This is a genomic window from Paraburkholderia sp., from assembly GCF_024281035.1.
Classification (GTDB): Bacteria; Pseudomonadota; Gammaproteobacteria; order Burkholderiales; family Burkholderiaceae; genus Paraburkholderia.
In genome coordinates this window covers 1-19,368 of sequence record NZ_JAMXLH010000071.1, presented here as the reverse complement: position 1 = coordinate 19,368, position 19,368 = coordinate 1, and the positions used below count along the sequence as shown (strand labels likewise).

Here is a 19,368-nt window from a genome sequence, read left to right as displayed (position 1 = left end):
CGCACACATGAAACGCAGCGCTAATACACCGTTTATGCAACGCTTGTGCAAATCAGGCATTGCATTTGCAATGAGGCTCGTAGCGCATAGGCTTGAACGTATCACAACATGACGTAAAATAAAAGCAAGCCCACGGTGGGCGGCGTCCAGATCCGACGCGGTTCGCCGCAGAATACAGACATGATTGGCACGGATGGCGCGCATTCCCGAGGGATGTGCACCTGCGCCGACCTGCTTGACCGTTCCACCTTGGGCCCCGGCTTTTTCACCGTTGGCGGGCAGCGAAAAAACGCTATGCGCCCGGGGAGAACAACTATGCTGGTGACGTTTCAATCGCGTGCCGCACCTGACGTGGTGATGCTCAGGGATCTCGCGCAATATCTGCTGGGACTCATGGGCAGGCGGCTCGATACGCGCGGCGTTATTCTGCATGACGAACTACATCATGCGCTAGAACGCATGGAGTCGGAAATTGCAGACGCTGAACGCCATGAATCCGCCCTGCAATATTCGCGCGGTCGCAATCGCACAGCCGCGAACGAACTCTCTCAGCGTGCATGGCCCCTTATCACCATGATGAGAGCGGCCGACACGGTGCACGCGGACATCATCTGGGGACTGTAGCGCTGCAGGACAGCGCGGCGCGGCATGGGCGGCGTGGTCCGCTCGCTGCCGTGCGCCGCCATGCCGGAAGACACTTTCGCACGGGACGTCATGACGCGAGCGTTCCGGCCCGGGAAAGGAGACGCAGTGAATTCAGGGTGCGTGTCGAGCCATCCGGATGTCATGGCGATGGTGACAGCTTCGGCGTTTGCCGTTGCCCTGTTTGCAGTGCCTTGCGTGCAGGCCGATGCGCAAGACGCGTGCTCGACGCAGGGTGCCGGTGTTCAATGCTGCGGTGCGTCGTGCACTCAACCTGGCGTTCGACGCACTCAATGGACCCTGCGCGCGCTACAAGGCCCCGATCGCTATCGCACCGAAGTTCCCATCCCGCCGCCGGTTGTCGCCCTGCTGCCGCCGTTCGATCCGCAGTTCAGTGTGCCGTTCACGCTTGCGACGTGGCCCGGCGAACGGTTGACGAGCGGTGCGCTTGCGCCGTCGCCGAATGCGTCCCCCGCAGGTGAGCGCGGCAGCGGCATGCACGTGAATTTCCTGTGGCTTTCCGTCTAATCCTGCAATCGGATCGACATCTTTATCGATGCGGCGCGATGCGGGCGCGCGACATTCACTTCTCGATTTGTGGAATCGTGAATGTGCCTTCGAGTGTGCGCAATTCGGCGCGGTGCATTTCTGCGAGACGAACGAGAATTTGTTCACCCGCGTCGAGCAAATGAACTTCGACTTGCCGCCGGTCCTTGTCGCTCACCTTGCGCGCGACCAGTTGCAGCGCCTCGCAGCGCGAGACCAATGCGACCACGCCGTGATGCTGTGCCTGGAGCCGTTCGGCGAGCTCGCCGATCGTCGCCCATTCGCGGCCCGGGTAACCCTTGATGTGCAGTAGCAGCAAATATTGAAGCGGCGTGATGCCTTCGCCTTGGGCAGCCTGTTCGGAGAAGCGCTCGAAGCGTCTCATCTGATACCGGAACGCCGAGAGCTGCTCAAAATTCAATTTGGTCAGTTCGTGCGTGGATGTTTTCATCGGCCATCCATTGCAGAGATTGAGCGAAAAAAATTGTCACAGGGTGATATTCGCGGAAGCGAAAAGATTATCACAGGGTGATATACGCTGGCGGCCCGCGGTCTGTGGCGAATGCGCGCGGCATAGTGTGCCGGTCATTTGCCCGCGCCGGTGGACGGCACGCAGGTCAGTACGAGCGTGCCGTTGTGTCTCGATGCGTTGCGGACCATTGCACGATGAAATATGCCTTGCCCGCAGGACCATTCGGCGACCAGATCGGCCGGGCAGTTGTGCTGGTTTGTAACCGCGTTTGTGCCCGCGCTTGTACCCACGCTTGTACCCGCGTTTGTACCATTCGCTGCCGACGAGATCGCAAAGCGGCAGGTGACGAGCGTATTGCAGCGCGCAGCGAGATCGCGCGTGACATTGCCCTCGCGCGCGCCGCAGTTGGCGCCGTAGCTGCCCGACTCGATGTGAATGGATTGAGCGAACGCGCCCGCGCCGGCCGACCACGCGCAGGCGATGCAGAGCAACGCACCGGCTTGCCGAAACATGATGACTCCCCCTACGACTCGCGCTACCGCGCGAGCATGGCTTCGGTTCCCCGAAGCTCATCGACCGCCAACGTGGGCGGTTGATTCAATCATGGAGCCATGACGGTGTGCGGCCGCGCGTTGTCTGCACGTCGGCAGTTCAACCTTATTGCGCCTGCGTTTGTGCGGCCGCGCGCGCGGCGCGTTCGCGTTCCACGCGTTCGGTCACGTCACGCGCCATGGCCACCGAACCGATGACCTGAGCGTCGTCGTCCTTGACGATTGCGAAGGACATTTCCACGTAAAGCTTCTGTCCATTCTTGTGAGCCGCACGCGTGAGCGTCGGACGGCCGCCGAGCCGCGTGACGCCGCTCGCGACGGCGGCATCGAAGCCCTTCCAGTGCGGTGCGCGCAGATGTTCGGGAATGATGAGATCTAGACTGGCGCCGAGCGCTTCTTCCTTGCTGAAGCCGAACATGTGGCTCGCTGCCGCGTTCCAGCGGACGATCTTTCCATCACGACCGGCGTAAATGAGGGCGTCGGTCGTCTGTTCGAGAATCCATTCTGCGATCATGGGATGGTTTGGAGTGGGTTTGGGAAACTTGAGTGTATCCGCAATTTTCCCGCATGCGGAGGCTGGTATATACCGCGTTTACGATATGGCGATGCGCACGCAGCCCGGTGAAGGGTGACTTGAGCCTCGCTTGCATTTTGCACATATCGGGCTTTTGCGGCCGGTATTCGATCACTATTGGCGCCGCAATTTCGCCGCGTGTTCCGCAGACACGAGTTGCAGCACGGCGTCGCGGTTTTCGAGCAGATGGCTGCGCAAAATAACGCGGTCGTGAATGGCCTGGTTGCGCGCCGGTTTTCACGCACCGGGGTTCGCACGCCGGGGTTTACAGGCCGGGGTTTACAGGCATAAAGCAGCCTTGCGCCGCCCGGATACGTGGATTACCGTGACTGAAGCATTTGCTTCAACCTCAGCGTACGGCAATTCAACTGAAGAAAGACGGCGGCCATGGCGAATCGCGATCCAGGCCATCCGGTCGATTATGACCGGCTCTACTATCGGCTCGACCTGGAGCCGGGGGCGTCTGCGGCCGAAATCACGCGTAAATACCGGCAACTCGCGCAGATTCTCCATCCCGACAAGTGGCGGCATTCGACGCCCGCGCAGCAGCACTGGGCCAACGAGCAATTCAAGAACATGAAGCACGCGCGCGAGGTGCTCGATCGTTACTGGTCGGAGCATCACGAAGCGCCGTCGAGCCATGCGGCGGCGGGCCGCGAGCAGATCGAATCGCTGCACGCTGCATTGCAGCAGTTGCAGACGCAACGTGAGCGCGTGCGGGCAGAGCTGGGTGCGCTGCACATGGAAAAGGCACGCGGCCTCGACGAACTGCTGCGCATGAAGGCCGAACGCGATGCTTTGCTCACGGAACTCGTGAGCCTGCACGATCAGGCTGCCCGTGGGCGTGTGCAGGCCGCGCAATTGCGCGATCAGGTGATCGCGGATGCGGCGCATCCAATCGATGGCGCACCGCAGCAACATGGCGCCGTGCGGGTGCATCTCAACGATCCGCGCTATGTCTGGCTGTTCAGTTTCGGCGCGATTGTCGCGGTGTTCTTCGCGCTCTATCTGCTCGCGCACAAGCTCGTCGCAATGCTGTTCGCGCCGTTTGCGCTCCACAACGAAGTACGGTGGCTCGCGAGCCTGCTGCAATGGGCGCTCGTGATGGGCGGTGCGGTGCTCGTCTACGGCAATGGCTGGGCGCTCTACACGCTGCATCGGGCGCAGCACGCCGGGCAAGAACGGATCGTGCCGCTGCCGCCCGATCAGTTATGGCAGCGCGTGCTCGCTGCGTTGCGCAGTCAGGAACGCAGCGGCGTGGCGTGGTCGATCGAGTCGTGCGAAATCGCGCCGGACGATTCCGCGCTCGAACTTCGCGCAGTCATGCGACTGTCGCCGCGCAGGCGGCGGGCCGCCGCGCGTACGCATCGGCATATCGTGACGTTTCGGTGCTGGGCGCGCCCGGCGGGCGCGTCGCAGACGGCGCTGCGCTTCGGTTTCGATGTGGCCGCACCGATCGGGTGGCGCGTGCCTGTCGCGAGCGCGGTCGGCGCATTGTGCGCGCGGATGGCGGACGATCTCGCCCGCCGGCCCGGCGATTCAGAATACCTGCCTGAACACCCAGTAAAGGGCCGCTGACAACGCAATCGACGCAGGCAGCGTGAGCACCCAGGCCAGGATCAGATTGCGCACCGTGGCCCACTGGAGCCCGGAGCCGCTGGCGGCCATCGTGCCGGCCACGCCCGAGGCGAGGACGTGCGTGGTGGAGACAGGCAGACCGTACATGTCGGCCATGCCGATGGTGAGCATGGCGACCGCTTCTGCCGACGCGCCCTGCCCATACGTGAGGTGCTGCTTGCCGATCTTTTCGCCCACCGTTACGACGATGCGCTTCCATCCCACCATCGTGCCGAGCCCGAGCGCAATCGCCACGGCCACTTTCACCCAGGTGGGAATGAACTTGGTTGCGTGGTCCATCTGTTTGCGGAATGCGCCGAGTGTCGCTGCATCCTCCGGGGCGAAGGCGGGTGTTCTGGCTTTATCCATCAGGCGAATCGCCTCGGATGCCACGTACATGTTGTTGCGCACGTTATCGACCATCGACTGCGGCACGGCCGCCATCGAACCCGAGCGGCTCACCTGGTCGGCGATGGTGTCGGTGAGCTGGCGCAGCGCGGGCAGCGTGGCGGGCTTGAGCTGATGCGTGCGCACAAACGCTTCGACTTCCGCGCGCGGGTGCTCGGGCGGCGCGTCTTGCGTATATCGCCCGAGCGTCGCGGATGCGTGGCGCGCGACCGCAACGAAAGTGCTGGTTTCGGCAGGCGTGACGGCCTTGTTGAGTGCATAGGCCGTCGGCACCACGCCGATCAGGATCAGCATGATGAGGCCCATGCCTTTCTGGCCGTCGTTCGAACCGTGCGCGAACGATACGCCGGTGCAGGTTGCCACGAGCAGCGCGCGGATCCAGAACGGCGGCGGCTCCTGGCCTTGCGGCTGCCTATAGAGCTTCGGTGCGCGCACAAGGAATTTCAGCACGATGAACAACAGGCCCGAAAACAGGAAGCCGACGACCGGCGAGAACAGCAGCGCCTTGCCGACGCCGCCCGCCTGGCTCCAGTCGACGCCGCTCGTGCCGGAGGGGCCGTTGATCAGCTGGTTCATGATGCCCACGCCGATGATCGAGCCCACGAGCGTGTGCGAGCTGGACGAGGGCAGGCCGAAATACCACGTGCTGAGATTCCAGATGATCGCGGCGATGAGCAGCGCGAAGACCATCGCGAAGCCCGCATGGCTGCCCACCTGAAGGATCAGCTCGACGGGCAGCAGCTGCAGGATGCCGAACGCGACGGCGCCGCTCGAAACGAGCACGCCGAGAAAATTCCACGCGCCCGACCAGACCACGGCGAGATGCGGATCGAGCGAGTTCGTATAGATGACGGTGGCGACGGCGTTCGCGGTGTCGTGAAATCCGTTCACGAATTCGAAGCCGAGCGCGATGACGAGGGCAAGCGCGAGGAGGACAAACGGGAGTGCGGAGCTTTCGCGCACGGCGCGCAAGTCTACGACGAGATGCTGGACAACATAGAGCGTGCCAGCCGCCAGGATCATGACGAACAGGCCGGTGGCAAGTCCGCGTCGGCCCGTGGGGCGCAGCTGGGTATAGGTTATGTCCGGCATTGTGGTTCCCGGTTGGACGGCGTGAGCTTGTCGCGCGGATACCTGGCTATACCGCGAGGGCACGGCGCACCGTTCGCAAAGTTTCGCGACGGGCGCGGACGCAGTTGAGCCGCCGGGCCGGGAGATCTGTGAAAACGCGCCAGTTTCTCACAAATGGGGCGCGCAGGTGTCCGGCGCGGACGTGCTTTTGCGCACTGGCCGACAATGGACTTGCCCGGTCATGCAAGGCCTGTCGCGTTGCGCAGCGCGCGCAGAGCGGGAATCAAGGTTGCATCGCTGCCGGAGCGTCGCGAAAGCCGGACGCGGAGCGGGCGGCGGCTCTGCGGCAACACGCCTCAGGCGTAGCCGCATAATCCGCGTTGCGCCTACCTGTAACGGCGCGGGGCAGCCGGACCTTCCGCTACATGCGCGCGGCGGCCGATTGATGGTGTTCGTAGACGGGAATAAAGCCTTCCACGAGGTGTTAGCCAAATATCCCAACCTTACGCGGTTGAAAGGTTGTGAATCTCACTTATTGTTTTTTCGATTTTTTCGAGTGCGCGCGACCCATGTTGAGCAAGCGAACGAGAACGGGACATGAACATCCGTGACGAACTGATCGAACACGTGCCGCGCCTGCGCCGCTACGCGCGGGCGTTGATCAACAACCGCGAGCTGGCGGACGACCTCGTGCAGGACACGCTGGAGCGCGCGCTTGGCCGCGCAGGCCTCTTTCGCACGGGCACCGACCTGCGCGCCTGGCTGTTCACGATCATGCACAACATCTTCGTCAACCAGGTACGCAAATCCTCGGCGCGCGGCACGCATGTATCCGTCGACGACGAGAACATCCCCGAGGCCGAATACGCGGTCCCATCGAGCCAGCTGGGCACGCTGGAGGTGCGCGATCTCGACTATGCGCTGCAACGTCTGCCCGACGAGCAACGCGAGGTCGTGCTGCTGGTGGGCCTCGAAGAAATGAGTTACGCCGATGTGGCGCTGGCGCTCGACATTCCGATCGGCACGGTCATGTCGCGTCTTTCGAGGGGGCGTGAGCGGCTGCGTGCGCTCATGGCGGGTGCGGTTCCGCGAGCGAACCTGAAGGTGGTGCGATGAGCGATCAAATGAATCCGGTTACGGAAGAGGAACTCCACGCCTATGTGGACGGCGCGCTGCCGGAATCGCGCAGGGCGGATGTCGAGCGCGAACTCGCACGCCGTCCCGAATCCGCTGCGCGCGTGAGCGACTATTTTTCGCTGAACCATCTGCTGCACGACCGCTATGACCGCATCTTGAGCGAGCCTGTGCCCGCGCAGCTGCGTTCGGCGCCGGAAGCGCGCCGGAAGCGTGAGGCCGCGAACTGGCCGCGTTTTGCGGGGATGGCGGCGGCGCTCGTGATGGGCATCGGCATCGGCTGGGGTGTGCATTTCGGCACGGACGCGATGACGGCTTCGACGAACGGCAGCGATATTCACGCGGTCAGTGCGGACAGCAGCGAGCTTTTCGCGCGCCAGGCGGCGTTTGCGCACGTGGTCTACATGCCGGAGATCGCACGCCCGGACAACATGAGCCGCCGTTCGCAGGAACAGGACTTCGTCCAGTGGCTGTCGAACCGGCTCGGCACTAATGTTCACCCGCCGATGCTCGAACAAAGCGGCTTCAGACTCGCGGGCGGAAGGCTGTTGCCTGGCGACGGCGGCACGCAGATCGCCCAGTTCATGTATCACAACGCGCAGGGCGAGCGCATCACGCTTTGCATCTCGCACCGTAAGGTCAGTTCGAACACCACGGCGTTCAAGCTGTATCAGGACGGTCCGGTGAATGTGTTCTACTGGGTCGATGGCGATTTCGGTTACGCGCTTTCGGGCGGCATTGACCGCGATGTGCTGCTGCGGGTGTCGCACGATGTCTATGCGCAGCTGAATGCACGCAAGGTGAATTGACCTGCAGTGCAACGCAAGTCGGGCGCAATGCCCGCCTTTTTGCAGGGGCTGGCGGCAAGGTATGGGTGGAGGAAAGCCACTACACGGCGTGTCATTTCGGCATGAAACGTGCGCTATATACTAGGCGCTCGCTCCAGACTACACGCCTGCTATACAAGCCAAACCCGCTATGTCCGCCACGCCGCTACCTGCCGAAGCACAGGCTGCCCCATCCGCACCGCAAGGTGTCCGCGCAACTATTCCCGAAACGGATCTGCAACTTGATGCGCTAATGCGGCTGGCCGAGCGCTATTTCGGTGTGGCGGCGGCCTGCGTGATACCGGGGGAATCCAGTGGCCGCTGGAGCGGCGCGGGACTCGACGCGCCGTTGCGCGAGGCGCTGCGCGGACTGCAGGACGCGAGCGGCGCATGGGCCAGCGAGCCGCTGGTCGTCGCCGACACGAACACGGCCCCGGCCTGGCGCGCCTGTCTATCCACGGCGCGCGCCTTGCCGTTTCGCTTCGCCGCGGCCTGGCCGTTGCGCGACGCGGCGGGCGAGCGCATCGGCAGCCTGTGTCTGATCGACCACGCGCCGCGCGACCTGGGCGACACCGAACGCGCGAGTCTCGACGACTTCGCGCGCCTCGCATCGGTGCTCGTGGAGCAGCATGCACGCGATACAGTCCAGCGCCACGAAGCCAAAACCGAAACCGAAACCGAAACCGAAACCGAAGCAGTGCGCGCGCGCGAACGGTTGCTCACGCTTGCGATCGGCGGCAGCGGCACGGGTGTCTGGGACCGCGATGTCGTGACGGGCGAGATCCGCTACTCGACGGGCTGGAAGGCGATGCTCGGTTATGCCGAAGACGAGGTGACGAACCGCATCGAGGACAGCTACCAGCGTTTGCATCCCGACGACGCCGATTACGTGAAGGCCGCGATGCAGGCGCATTTCGACGGCCGCACCGAAATCTACGAGGTCGAGCATCGCATCCGCTGCAAGGACGGCCGCTACAAGTGGATTTGCAGCCGCGGCAAAGTAATGAGCCGCGACAGTGAAGGGCGCGCGTTGCGCATGATCGGCACGACGACCGATATCACGTCGACGCGCGAAATGGCCGAGCGCCTGCGCGAAACGGTGAACCTCATCACCAATCTGACCAACGAGGTGCCCGGGCTCGTATTCCAGTGCCGCCGTACGCCGGACGGGCGCGTCTCGGTTCCGTACGCGAGCGCGGGTATTACCGAGATCTACGAATTGACGCCGGAAGCCGTTGCGGAAGACGCCTCCTGCATCGACGCGCTGATTCATCCCGACGACCTGGAGATATGGCTCGCATCGTTTGCGGAGTCCGCCGCGTGTCTTGCGCCGTGGCACCTTGAATATCGCGTGCAGTTGCCGGTGCAGGGGCTGCGCTGGCGGCAGGGCGATGCGAAGCCGCAGCGGCTCGCAGGCGGCGTCACGGTATGGCACGGCTTCATTACCGACGTTACCGAACGCAAGCGCATCGAAGCCGAGTTGCATGAATTCGCCACGACCGATGGCCTCACGGGTCTTTCGAATCGCCGTCACTTCATGGCGCGCCTGGAAGCACAGCTTGCGCAACTGCGCTGCACGGGCGTTCCGCCGGCCGCCGTGCTGATGTGCGACCTCGATCACTTCAAGTCGATCAACGATCGCTGGGGCCACGCAGTCGGCGATCGTGCGCTGCGCCACTTCGCCGATATTCTGCGCACGCATTTGCGTACAGGTGACGTCGCGGGCCGAATTGGCGGTGAGGAGTTCGCAATCGTGCTCGGCTCGGCGAATCTCGAATCCGCACGTGCGGTCGGCCAGCGCATCCAGCGCTGTATCGCGGAGCAGCCGCTCATGGGCGGCAACGAGCCGGTCTTGCTCGCCGTGAGTATCGGCATCACCGAGATGACCGCCGCGGATTCGAGCGCCGAAATGACGCTGTCGCGCAGCGACTTCGCGTTGTACCGCGCGAAGAGAAACGGCCGCAACCGTATCGAATGTGTGTGAGTGGAACGCATCGGGGTGCCGTGCCTCGCAGGGCAGAATAAATATATCGGAGTGCTACGGCATTTTCGGCGGCAAATGATTTTCGCGTAATGCGAATCACCGCTTTACCCGAGTTGATGACTCGATGTCATTCAGGCTGAAGCTTGCGGAGATTCATCGCGGCCAGGCGAGTGCTTCCAGTTGACGAGCAAATTGCGCGCCCGGCGTCACGATTTTTTTCATTGAACAGGCAATCAATAACCCGTGCATGTCCAGCGTGACAGGGCAGCGACGCGACCGGCATGTGCATCGATTCGCTTGGTGCCGCTGCGGGATTCGACTATAACAAGTACAAGCTGACAGGCATCGCTCATGCAACGTTAAGGCATCGTTCTGCAGTTCGTTGCGCAGACGATCACATCCTGGGCTCGGCTGCTTGCCGTCGCCTGGCGTGGTAACCCATCTCCCCAAGTGTGATGTTTTTAATCCTTATGGGATGGTAATCATGCATTCGACAGGCCGTCGCGAACCGCGCTGGATTCCCTTCGCGGTCTGCTTTGCCGTAAGCGGCACCGCCTGGGGTTCGACGACCAGGACACCAACAACCCGAATCATCCAACGCGCCGGCTCGCGGTCATGATTGACGACTGGCGCGTGTCGGCCAGCGCGCATATTCCGTTGACCCACTCGCGCGATGTTGGCGCGAGCGTCAATGTTCGCCACAAGTTCTGAACTGCTCGCCTCTTGCGGCGCGACCGCATCATCAGGCGTGCGCCGTGTCGTCCGGTCACTGCATCGATCGCGGTTATGCGAGACGCGAGGCAGTCAATTCGGCCAGCCTGGCGATGGTATTCATATTACGGGCGGTTCCCGTCCGGGCGGCGGGGATTTTCAGTTTTGAGCGCGCAATTCCGTCCGGGTAATGGACGTAAATTTCGCGTTTCCCCAATGCAATTTCTTCCGTATTGATGCCGCTCACCGTGGCGAGCGTATTCGCAGGCGGTGCTGCGTCGAGAAAAATCGCAACGGTTCGGTCGGGCTGCGCCGAGGCGAACGGATTGGCGTCGACAATCGCGGCGAGTTCCTTGCCGGTTCGGACCAGCACGCCAACGGGTTTTCCCGCGTAGGCCTTGAGCGTGCGTTCGAGTGCGGCCTTGATATCGGCCTCGGCAAGTGCGCTTTCGAAGACGACGTTACCGCTTGCGATATACGTGCGAACGTTAGCAAAGCCGAGCTGTTCGCACATCGCGCGAAGTTCGGCCATGGAGAGTTTGCCGGTGCCGCCGACATTCACGGCACGCAGCAGGGCGGCGTAGTGGTGCATCCAGGTAGTTTAAGGTCTTTCAGCCGACTGCGATGCGCAGGCGATTTCCGCTTTCCGTGGCCTGATTGATTGGCACTCCAATGCAAATCAGGCCGGAAATCATGACGCCATGTTCATGACGGAACGTCCGACCGTTTCTTTCAACCATGCAAGGAAAGCATGGTCGAACCCGGTCCGGCGTGTAAATAAGCTACAAACGTGTAAAACGGTATATACTGTTTTCTCCGTGATACGGGTGACCAACATGACCAATCCAAACCTGCGTGAGCCCACCAAAAAGGCTTTTCATTTCCCGAAATCCGCCGAAGCACATGAAGAAAAACCGGTGGAAAAGCCCGTGGCCAAATCCGGGAAGCGCGGTGCCGCAACCACGCGCGTGAAGACGAAGGCCAAGGCCAAACCGGAAGCAACGGAGGCCAAGGCCAAACCCTCAGCGCCTGAGGCCAAGGCCAAGCCGGAAACGACTGAGGTCGTGGCTGCCGAACCGGCTCTGAACGGCAAATCCGCTCGCGCGAAGAAAGAAAACCCGAAAAAAGCCAGCGCAAAGAAGGAAAAGGTGGTGCGCGACAGTTTCACGATGCCCAAGACCGACTACGAGAAGATTGCAATCCTCAAAAAGAAGTGTCTCGATGCGGGCGTCGCGGTGAAGAAGAGCGAACTGCTGCGTGCCGGATTGCAGTTGCTCGAGTCGACGTCCGAGAAACGCCTTCTCGCTGCGATTGCCGCCGTTGAAACCGTCAAGACCGGCCGTCCTTCGAAAGCGGTTTGAGGCGCGTGCGATTGCACGATTGAATCAGGCCAAAGCGATGAATGCACGCTGCGCATTCATCGCCTGAACGGCACAAAAACGAGCGCGTCGATGCCGCGCTCGTTTTTTTTCGCCCCTCCTTGTTTCTGCGCGGGCCATCGATCGCATGGCCTCCGATCGCTCGCAGCGGCGGCTGCAAGCGGTGTCGATCCCCTGATGCATCAACCTTGCGCTGCGTGCGTACGATCGAGAATTTTTCGGAAACGTTGCGAAAAACCGACACCGTGCCGTGTCGCCTCGACATACTTTTGGCGCTTTCAAAAATATGCATCGGGGAGACACCATGCCGAAAACCCTTATCGAACCCTTCCGGATCAAGAGCGTCGAGCCCATCCGCATGACCGCGCGTGAAGAGCGCGTGCGCCTGCTCGAAGAGGCGAAGCTCAACGTCTTCAAGTTGCGCGCGGAGGACGTGCTGATCGACTGGCTGACCGACTCCGGCACCGGCGCGATGTCCTCACGTCAGTGGGGCGCGATTATGGAGGGCGACGAGAGCTACGCCGGCGCGCGGAGCTTTTACCGGCTCGAGGCAACGATTCGCAAGATCACCGGCATGCTGCACGTGGTGCCCACCCATCAGGGCCGTGCGGCCGAGAAGGTGCTGTTCACGGCGACCTGCAAGAGCGGCGACATCGTGCCCAACAACTGCCACTTCGATACGACGCGTGCGAACCTCGAATACCTCGGCGTCGAAGCCGTCGATCTGGTCATTCCCGAGGGCCTGCAGCCGAGCCTCGTTCATCCGTTCAAGGGCGACATCGATCTCGCGCGTGCCGAGGCGCTGCTCAAATCGGATGGGGACCGCATCCCATTCGGCATGCTCACTGTCACCAACAATACGGGCGGCGGCCAGCCTGTGTCGATGGCCAACATTCGCGCTTACTCGAAGCTGCTCAAGCAGTACGGCAAGCCGCTCGTTCTCGACATCTGCCGCTTCGCCGAGAACGCGATGTTCATCAAGATGCGCGAGCCGGGCTACGCCAATATGCCGGTTGCCGATATCGCCGCCGAGATGTTCTCCTATGCCGATGGAGCGACGATGAGCGCGAAGAAGGACGGCATGGTCAACATCGGCGGTTTTATCGTGCTGCGCGACGATTGCTGGATCGATGCGATCCGCAACAACCTGATCATGATGGAGGGGTTCCCGACCTACGGCGGGCTCGCCGGACGCGACCTCGAAGCGCTCGCCGTCGGCCTCGAAGAGGGGCTCGACGAGGACTACCTGCGCTACCGCCTGCGCACCGCCGAGTATCTCGGCGAAAAGCTCGATGCGGCGGGTGTCGGCTACGTGAAGCCGACCGGCGGCCATGCCGTGTATATCGACGCGCGCACGGTGCTGCCCGAGATGCCGGTCGCGCACTATCCGGCGTGGGCGCTGTGCAATGCGCTGTATCTCGAAGGCGGAATCCGCGGTGTCGAGATTGGTTCGGTCATGTTCGGCAAACGCCTCGACGACGGCAGCGAGACTTATCACAAGATGGAGCTGCTGCGGCTGGCGTTTCCGCGCCGCATGTACACGCAATCGCACTTCGACTATGCGGCGGAAGTGATCGCCGAAGTCAAGGCGAGCGCGGCGAGCATTCGCGGCGTGACGATCGTGAAGCAACCCAAATTCTTGCGGCACTTCACCGCCGAGTTCGCCTGGGCCGATTGAGCGTATGCGAAGGGCGGGCAGCGTGGACCGAAACGCCGCGCCGCGCATGCCCTTGCGAGCGTAGCAGCGGCTGCCCTGGCATGGGCCTGTCAAGAAATGGCAGCTTCGCGCCGTTATACAAGACGTAATGACTTTGATTCCGTTTTCTTATCAGGCGTGAGGTGCAAATGATCAGGCGTTGTGCGGCGATAGCGCTGCTGGTGGGTAGTTTGTTTGCGTTGGCGGGCTGCAATACGATCGCCGGCTTCGGTCAGGACATCACAGGGTCGGCCCGGGCCGTTCAGCGCATTATTTAACTGCCTTGAACACGATGTGTTGCGGGGGTTTTTCACCCGCAACGCACGCGGTTCGTTTAGACGTTTCGCAGACAACAAGTAAAAGATTCAACCCGATTCATCTGTTACCTGGCGGCGAATCCTGGGCGCTGCGCTTTAACACCACACGACCCGATCATAGGCGACGGTGCGACGGTAGACATTCTTGCCGCGCCAGCTTGTGTACTCCATATACGCGCAGTCCAGCACCACAATCCAGTTATTGACTCTCATTGCTGCCCCCATTACTTCTGTCCCGGTGGTCGCGCCCGGCTGTTATCCGGTCTCGAAACCAGTCTATGGCGAGAGAACTTGGCGCAATGTTCCGAGCAGAGACGGATATCGCGGCCAGTTCGCTTCTTCGACTCGTTTTGCGCATGGGCGCCCGGTTGTGGCACGTCGTTGCGTAGCGTAGTGGGGAAACGCTCGTTTCCCTGAACAACTTCGCAGCATCGCGCGTACCAGCATGCGCTTTTCGTGCACTCATTTCGATATTTATTCGCGCGTGTCTGTTTTTTGGCACGCTGGCGAGGCTGCAACGAGGGTGCAACGAGGGTCCAAATTACGCAACCGCGCAACCCCATCAGATCACAACGCTACTGAAGAACAGTTCGTCACCGCACGCGATGAACGAATTGGCGTATTCGACACGGCGAAGGTGAACGCATCGGCTACACAAGCGCCGCGAGCCGGTGCGGTTCGGCGGCCTGATATCTGATAAATGAGCGGATGAATGAGCGGACAAATGAGGGGGCAAATGAGGGGGCAAATGAGGGGGCAAACGAACGGGCAATCGATCCGGAAAATGACCCGGTAAGCAAGTTGGAAATTCAACGTTTTACATCGTATTATTTATGCTTGTCTTCCGGATGATTAGAGGGTTTTAGGAACTTCCCGCCAGACCCGGTCCCCTGGCGGAATGAACAAGCGCAGGCCCTGCCCAACTGATGTATCGGACTGCCCGAGGCGAAGAAAGGCTTTGTTCTGCTGCCGCGCCGCTGGGTGGTTGAGCGCAGCTTCGGATGGCTGAACCGCTTCAGGCGGCTGGCACACGACTACGAGCGTCTGCCTGACACTCTCGCTGGTCTGCACTTCGTCGTCTTCGCCATGCTCATGCTTGTTCACTTGGCAACCCTAAACAAAAATGCCTAACACGCTTCAGGGCGTTTGTGTGAGGAAATGTGGCGGACGCCATGCCGCCAATGTTCATGCGGCACGCCATCATCGCAGGTGTGCCCAATTCCGTTTGCGGGAACGCGAACGCGATTTGTTTTATCGATGTATTTCCTGCTTTACGGTACACCCCGTTTTTGCATGGGCAGAATTCGCAGGATTCGTTATTTTCAGGTGGTCGGGATTATTAATAAATATCGGTGTCGAATTATAGATTGTCGAATAATTATAAAGAAATGGTCGCCGAAATTATTTATTCAGGTTCAAATAAAGTGGTCGTGGTTTTCAGGATTATTGATCGGCTCTGCCTGTAGCTCTTTGCTGGCTTCGTGTCCGGTCATGCGGATCGTATAAAGCGTGCATGATTCCATTGAAGTTGCGCCTGCAAAATTTTGTCGGAAAAGAGAACTCCAATTTACAACCCCCAATGTTGTCAATGGTGATCGGCACTTATGGCAATTATTGCTTTCGAACAACTTACGCCATTCAAATTGTTAAATATCGTTAAATCGAGGTGCAATGCACACCGCCGGTGAATACCATTAAATCGCTGAAACGTTTGCTCCGGTCATTTTGCGGGGTGATTATTCGAGTCCGATATAGCCGGAATGGCATTGCGTGAACTCGAATTACCGGCCGCGGCGTTCTGGCTTGTTCAGCTTCCCAACGGGTTCTCTACGCAATGACCAAGCTTGATGACAGGCACAAGATTGACAGTACGCTTATTAGAATCGTTGTGCCGACTAACAGATGGGGCCGCTTCACAGAGAAAGAGCAGTCTCTCTCCAGCGGGAAGAGTGGATCGAAATTCCGGCGCTCCTGCATGACGGCGATACGTGTGATCTGCGTCGCGGCTTTTGCTTCAGTGTTTGCCGTGCAATGGCCCGCGTCGGCCTACGGGGCGGATACCGCTCCTGCGCGCGCTTCGCACGGTGGTCTGCCAGCAGGGGCCTTTGCGGTCGTCAACGGCGTAGCTCTGTCGCAGGCGCAACTGAACGCTGCCGCTCAGGCGATGGCGGCGCGCACGGGACGGCGGATCGACGCCGGGTTGGTCGCGGAGGTGAAGCAGCAGCTGATCGTGCGCGAAGTGCTGCGCCAGGCGGCGGAAAAAGAAAATTACGGCAAGCGTCCGGAAGTGCGGCAGGCCGCGCGCGCGGCGGTGGTGGACACCGAGACGCAACTGTATATCCAGAATCACATTCGCCCGCCGCGGGTGACAGAGGCGCAGGTCAAGTCGGCCTACGAAGCGGCAGTGGCTTCGCTCGGTCCCATCGAATACAAGCCGCGCCTGATCGCGGTGACGAGCGAGGCCGCGGCGCAACGCGTGCTGAGCGCACTCAGGTCGGGGCAGGACTTTGCGGCGGTGGCCCGCCAGTACAGCGTCTCGTCGACGATGGCGGTGGGTGGCGCGATGCCGTGGGTCAGTTTCCCGCTGCCGGTGACCGAGGACCGGACTCAGGGGTTGCCACTGCCGCTTGCGCAGGCGATCGCGTCTTTGCCGGCAGGCGGCGTAACCCCGCAGCCGGTGCAAATGGGCAATGTGTGGTTGCTGGTGAAGCTCGACGCGAAGCGTCTGACGCAGGTGCCGACGTTCGATCAAGCCAGAAGCCACACTCGGCGGCAACTGGAAGACAAGGCATTCGAGCGGCAGGCCGAACAATTGACTCGCTCGCTGTCGAGCAGCGCGGTGATCCAGAGATAGCGGTGACGAGATGAACCCGACAATGAACGATCCGCTATCCCTGGTCACGCAGCGCCTGTTCGCATTCGTGGACTTCACCGCGCAAACGTTTTCTGTGGAAACGTTGCGGGCGCAAATAGACGATCTGCGTGAAGCGCGATCATCGGCCGCCTTATAGGCCGGTATGTTCGTGAGTCGCCTCTTTGACGGGATAAATATCCGGGCAGCAATGGTTTGATGATCTGATTCAGTGATCCAGTTTGATTTGAAAAAATCAATTCTCTTAAATTCGCAGTACTGACGAGTAATTCACCATGCCGCGGCCGGCTGGAATCCAGACGCCGGGTCTGGGGTATCGCGTTTCGTATAAATTGGTAAGGAGCTTGAATGAACAGGGCATATAGGCTTATCTGGAACGAGCGTCTGGGCGCATGGGTGGTGACGGCGGAGAACGCGAAGGCGCGGGGAAAGGGCAGTCGGCGTACAAAGGGATTGCTGAAAAAGGCAGTGGCTGTATCGCTGGTGGGTTTGCTTTTCCTCTCCGGTATGCCACGGGCACTGGCAGGGTATGTGAATGCCAATGGCGCCAATACGGCAATTGATGGTTCTTCTTCCTATACGTACTACGGCAACACCATTTCATCATCCTTCAATGGCGTTGCAATGGCGGGTGCGATCGACTGCGGCGTGCTGAGTCCGGCGGCGGGTGCGAGCACGGCCAGCATGATCTACGGAACGGGCGCGAATTACGCCGGCGGGCTATACGGGTTCGGTAGCCAGGGAACCGCCATCTCATACGGTGTAGCCAGTAATGTCGGGGCTGGCCAGAGCGCGGGGATCAATACCTGGACGGGCGCCCAGACACTTGGCAACGTTCTGGTTTCTTCGGCCCAGGTGGCGATTCCGGGCGGGCTTGCCAACACACTGGCTACCGGCATGAATTCGCTTGCGACCGGGTGCGGCTCCCAGGCAACGGGACTGGGCGCCACGGCGATGGGCTGGGGGGCGGTGGCATCCGGAGCGGGCAGCTTCGCGTCAGGTATCAACACGAGCGCGACGGGCCAGGGCTCGCTGGCGATCGGCACGTATGCATCGGCAGTCGATACCGATGCGATTGCGCTGGGTACGCTTGCGACGGCAGGCGGTAACGCATCGATTGCCATTGGCGCTGGCGCACAGGCAATCGGCACGTCGTCGATCAGTGTCGGCAAGGGCAACGTGGTAAGCGGCAACAACTCGGGCGCAATCGGCGACCCGAACACGGTCAGCGGCAGCGGCAGCTACAGCATCGGCAACGACAACACGATCGCCAACGACAACAGCTTCGTGCTGGGCAACAACGTCACGACCACGCAGGACAACGCGGTGGTGCTGGGCAACAACAGCGCGGATCGCGCTGCAGCACAGGTCAGTAGCGGCACGATTAACGGCACGAGCTACGATTACGCGGGCACGGCATCCGGTGTCGTGAGCGTGGGGGCAGCAGGCGCCGGGCGTCAGATCATCAACGTGGCACCGGGTGAGGTGAGCGCGGCGAGTACGGATGCGGTGAACGGTTCGCAACTGTATGCCACGAATCAGGCAGTCGATTCGCTTGGCGGCCAGGCGGTGAAGTACGACACGAACCCGGACGGCTCGGTGAACGACAGCAGCGTGACGCTGGGCGGCACGACGTCGACCGATGGCGGCGTGACCGGCGGTACGAAGATCACGAACGTGACGCGGGGCGATCTGTCGTCGACGAGTACGGATGCGGTGAACGGTTCGCAGCTGTATGCGACCAACCAGAGCGTCGCGCAGAACACCACCGACATCACGAACATCAAAAGCGGTCAGTCGGGTCCGTTCGTGTCGGACAACTCGGTGACATCGACGCAGGCGGTATCGTCGGGTGGGAATGCGTCAGCGGGCGGGTTCGGCGCGTCGGCCACGGGTGCGAACTCGGTGGTTGTGGGCAACCAGTCGACAGACAACAGTAACGCGAACGCGACGGTGCTAGGGCAGGACGCGAGCATTGCTGCGAACGTGGCGGGTTCGAACGTGGCGCTGGGTCAGGGCTCGACGGTAGATTCGGCGGCGGTGGGCACGTCAGGTACGACGATCAACGGTACGAACTACAGCTTCGCGGGGGTGGCCCCCGCCGGGGTAGTGAGCGTAGGCAGCGCCGGTGCCGAGCGTCAGATCACGAACGTAGCGGCGGGGCAACTGGGCGCGACGAGTACAGATGCGGTGAACGGTTCACAGATGTACGCGACGAACCAGGCAGTCGATTCGCTGGGCGCGGCGCAGCAGCAACTGGGCGACCAGACGGTGAAGTACGACACGAATTCGGACGGCTCGGTGAACTACAGCAGCGTGACGCTGGGCGGCACGATATCGACCGATGGCGGCGTGACTGGTGGCACGAAGATCACGAACGTGGCGCAGGGTGATCTGTCGTCGACGAGCACGGATGCGGTGAACGGATCGCAGTTGAACACGACGAATCAGAACGTCGCGCAGAACACCACCGACATCGCCAGTCTGGGTGATCAGATGGGCAACGTCTACACGACGGGCACGGAGTACTTCCACGCGAACAGCACGGGCACGGACTCGCAGGCGGT

General features: G+C 61.3%; 17 protein-coding genes and 1 pseudogene. 12 read left to right on the top strand and 6 right to left on the bottom strand.

Going from position 1 to position 19,368, the window contains the following annotated elements:
* The first annotated feature begins 315 nt into the window (after window positions 1–315).
* Together Q0L30_RS23140 and Q0L30_RS23135 are read left to right on the top strand one after the other, a co-directional pair.
* Window positions 316–624, top strand: coding sequence for a DUF1840 domain-containing protein (locus Q0L30_RS23140; protein WP_296662006.1), 309 nt, complete (start codon window positions 316–318; stop codon window positions 622–624).
* Window positions 625–750: 126 nt separating this feature from the next.
* Window positions 751–1,170 (top strand): hypothetical protein, encoded by a 420-nt coding sequence (locus Q0L30_RS23135; RefSeq protein WP_296661986.1) that lies wholly within the window; start codon window positions 751–753, stop codon window positions 1,168–1,170.
* A gap of 55 nt (window positions 1,171–1,225) precedes the next feature.
* Here Q0L30_RS23135 and Q0L30_RS23130 read toward each other — a convergent pair whose 3' ends face one another.
* The 3 genes from Q0L30_RS23130 to Q0L30_RS23120 all read right to left on the bottom strand — a co-directional run bounded on the left by Q0L30_RS23130 (window position 1,226) and on the right by Q0L30_RS23120 (window position 2,725).
* Window positions 1,226–1,639: a MarR family winged helix-turn-helix transcriptional regulator gene (locus tag Q0L30_RS23130; protein ID WP_296661985.1), complete on the bottom strand. Its 414-nt coding sequence runs from the start codon at window positions 1,637–1,639 to the stop codon at window positions 1,226–1,228.
* 134 nt (window positions 1,640–1,773) lie between these two features.
* Window positions 1,774–2,172, bottom strand: a complete 399-nt coding sequence (locus Q0L30_RS23125) for a hypothetical protein (protein ID WP_296661984.1) — start codon at window positions 2,170–2,172, stop codon at window positions 1,774–1,776.
* Window positions 2,173–2,317: 145 nt separating this feature from the next.
* Entirely contained in the window at window positions 2,318–2,725 is a 408-nt protein-coding gene (locus Q0L30_RS23120) for a PAS domain S-box protein (protein ID WP_296661983.1), read from the bottom strand.
* Between the two features lie 447 nt (window positions 2,726–3,172).
* On the opposite strand from Q0L30_RS23120, the gene Q0L30_RS23115 reads away from it, so the two are divergent.
* The gene (locus tag Q0L30_RS23115; protein ID WP_296661982.1) at window positions 3,173–4,363 is read left to right on the top strand and encodes a DnaJ domain-containing protein; all 1,191 of its coding nucleotides are present in this window, start codon (window positions 3,173–3,175) and stop codon (window positions 4,361–4,363) included.
* Here Q0L30_RS23115 and Q0L30_RS23110 read toward each other — a convergent pair.
* Window positions 4,325–5,902, bottom strand: a complete 1,578-nt coding sequence (locus Q0L30_RS23110) for an inorganic phosphate transporter (RefSeq protein WP_296661981.1) — start codon at window positions 5,900–5,902, stop codon at window positions 4,325–4,327. The genes Q0L30_RS23115 and Q0L30_RS23110 overlap by 39 nt on opposite strands.
* A 576-nt stretch (window positions 5,903–6,478) precedes the next feature.
* On the opposite strand from Q0L30_RS23110, the gene Q0L30_RS23105 reads away from it, so the two are divergent.
* The 3 genes from Q0L30_RS23105 to Q0L30_RS23095 all read left to right on the top strand — a co-directional run bounded on the left by Q0L30_RS23105 (window position 6,479) and on the right by Q0L30_RS23095 (window position 9,826).
* Window positions 6,479–6,997 (top strand): sigma-70 family RNA polymerase sigma factor, encoded by a 519-nt coding sequence (locus tag Q0L30_RS23105; protein ID WP_296661980.1) that lies wholly within the window; start codon window positions 6,479–6,481, stop codon window positions 6,995–6,997.
* On the top strand, window positions 6,994–7,824 hold the full coding sequence (locus Q0L30_RS23100; protein WP_296661979.1) for an anti-sigma factor: 831 nt from the start codon (window positions 6,994–6,996) through the stop codon (window positions 7,822–7,824). Before Q0L30_RS23105 ends, Q0L30_RS23100 begins: the two co-directional genes overlap by 4 nt.
* A 169-nt stretch (window positions 7,825–7,993) precedes the next feature.
* Window positions 7,994–9,826, top strand: coding sequence for a diguanylate cyclase (locus Q0L30_RS23095; protein ID WP_296661978.1), 1,833 nt, complete (start codon window positions 7,994–7,996; stop codon window positions 9,824–9,826).
* Between the two features lie 784 nt (window positions 9,827–10,610).
* Here the strand turns inward: Q0L30_RS23095 and Q0L30_RS23090 are convergent.
* Window positions 10,611–11,129: a DUF1697 domain-containing protein gene (locus Q0L30_RS23090; RefSeq protein ID WP_296661977.1), complete on the bottom strand. Its 519-nt coding sequence runs from the start codon at window positions 11,127–11,129 to the stop codon at window positions 10,611–10,613.
* A 244-nt stretch (window positions 11,130–11,373) separates the two neighbouring features.
* On the opposite strand from Q0L30_RS23090, the gene Q0L30_RS23085 reads away from it, so the two are divergent.
* The gene (locus Q0L30_RS23085; RefSeq protein WP_296661976.1) at window positions 11,374–11,898 is read left to right on the top strand and encodes a hypothetical protein; all 525 of its coding nucleotides are present in this window, start codon (window positions 11,374–11,376) and stop codon (window positions 11,896–11,898) included.
* Here the strand turns inward: Q0L30_RS23085 and Q0L30_RS23080 are convergent.
* Entirely contained in the window at window positions 11,867–12,208 is a 342-nt protein-coding gene (locus Q0L30_RS23080) for a hypothetical protein (protein WP_296661975.1), read from the bottom strand. The two genes, Q0L30_RS23085 and Q0L30_RS23080, sit on opposite strands and share 32 nt — an antisense overlap.
* A gap of 12 nt (window positions 12,209–12,220) precedes the next feature.
* Between Q0L30_RS23080 and Q0L30_RS23075 the strand changes: the two genes are divergently transcribed.
* From Q0L30_RS23075 to Q0L30_RS23055, 5 genes and pseudogenes are all read left to right on the top strand, one after another.
* The gene (locus Q0L30_RS23075; RefSeq protein ID WP_296661974.1) at window positions 12,221–13,594 is read left to right on the top strand and encodes a tryptophanase; all 1,374 of its coding nucleotides are present in this window, start codon (window positions 12,221–12,223) and stop codon (window positions 13,592–13,594) included.
* Between the two features lie 1,274 nt (window positions 13,595–14,868).
* Window positions 14,869–15,060: pseudogene (locus Q0L30_RS23070) on the top strand (transposase); the annotation flags it as partial.
* A 703-nt stretch (window positions 15,061–15,763) separates the two neighbouring features.
* Entirely contained in the window at window positions 15,764–16,783 is a 1,020-nt protein-coding gene (locus Q0L30_RS23065) for a peptidylprolyl isomerase (protein ID WP_296661973.1), read from the top strand.
* Window positions 16,784–16,805: 22 nt separating this feature from the next.
* Window positions 16,806–16,940 (top strand): hypothetical protein, encoded by a 135-nt coding sequence (locus Q0L30_RS23060; RefSeq protein WP_296661972.1) that lies wholly within the window; start codon window positions 16,806–16,808, stop codon window positions 16,938–16,940.
* Between the two features lie 209 nt (window positions 16,941–17,149).
* Window positions 17,150–19,368: ESPR-type extended signal peptide-containing protein (locus Q0L30_RS23055; RefSeq protein WP_296661971.1), on the top strand; the 2,219-nt coding region annotated here is incomplete at its 3' end.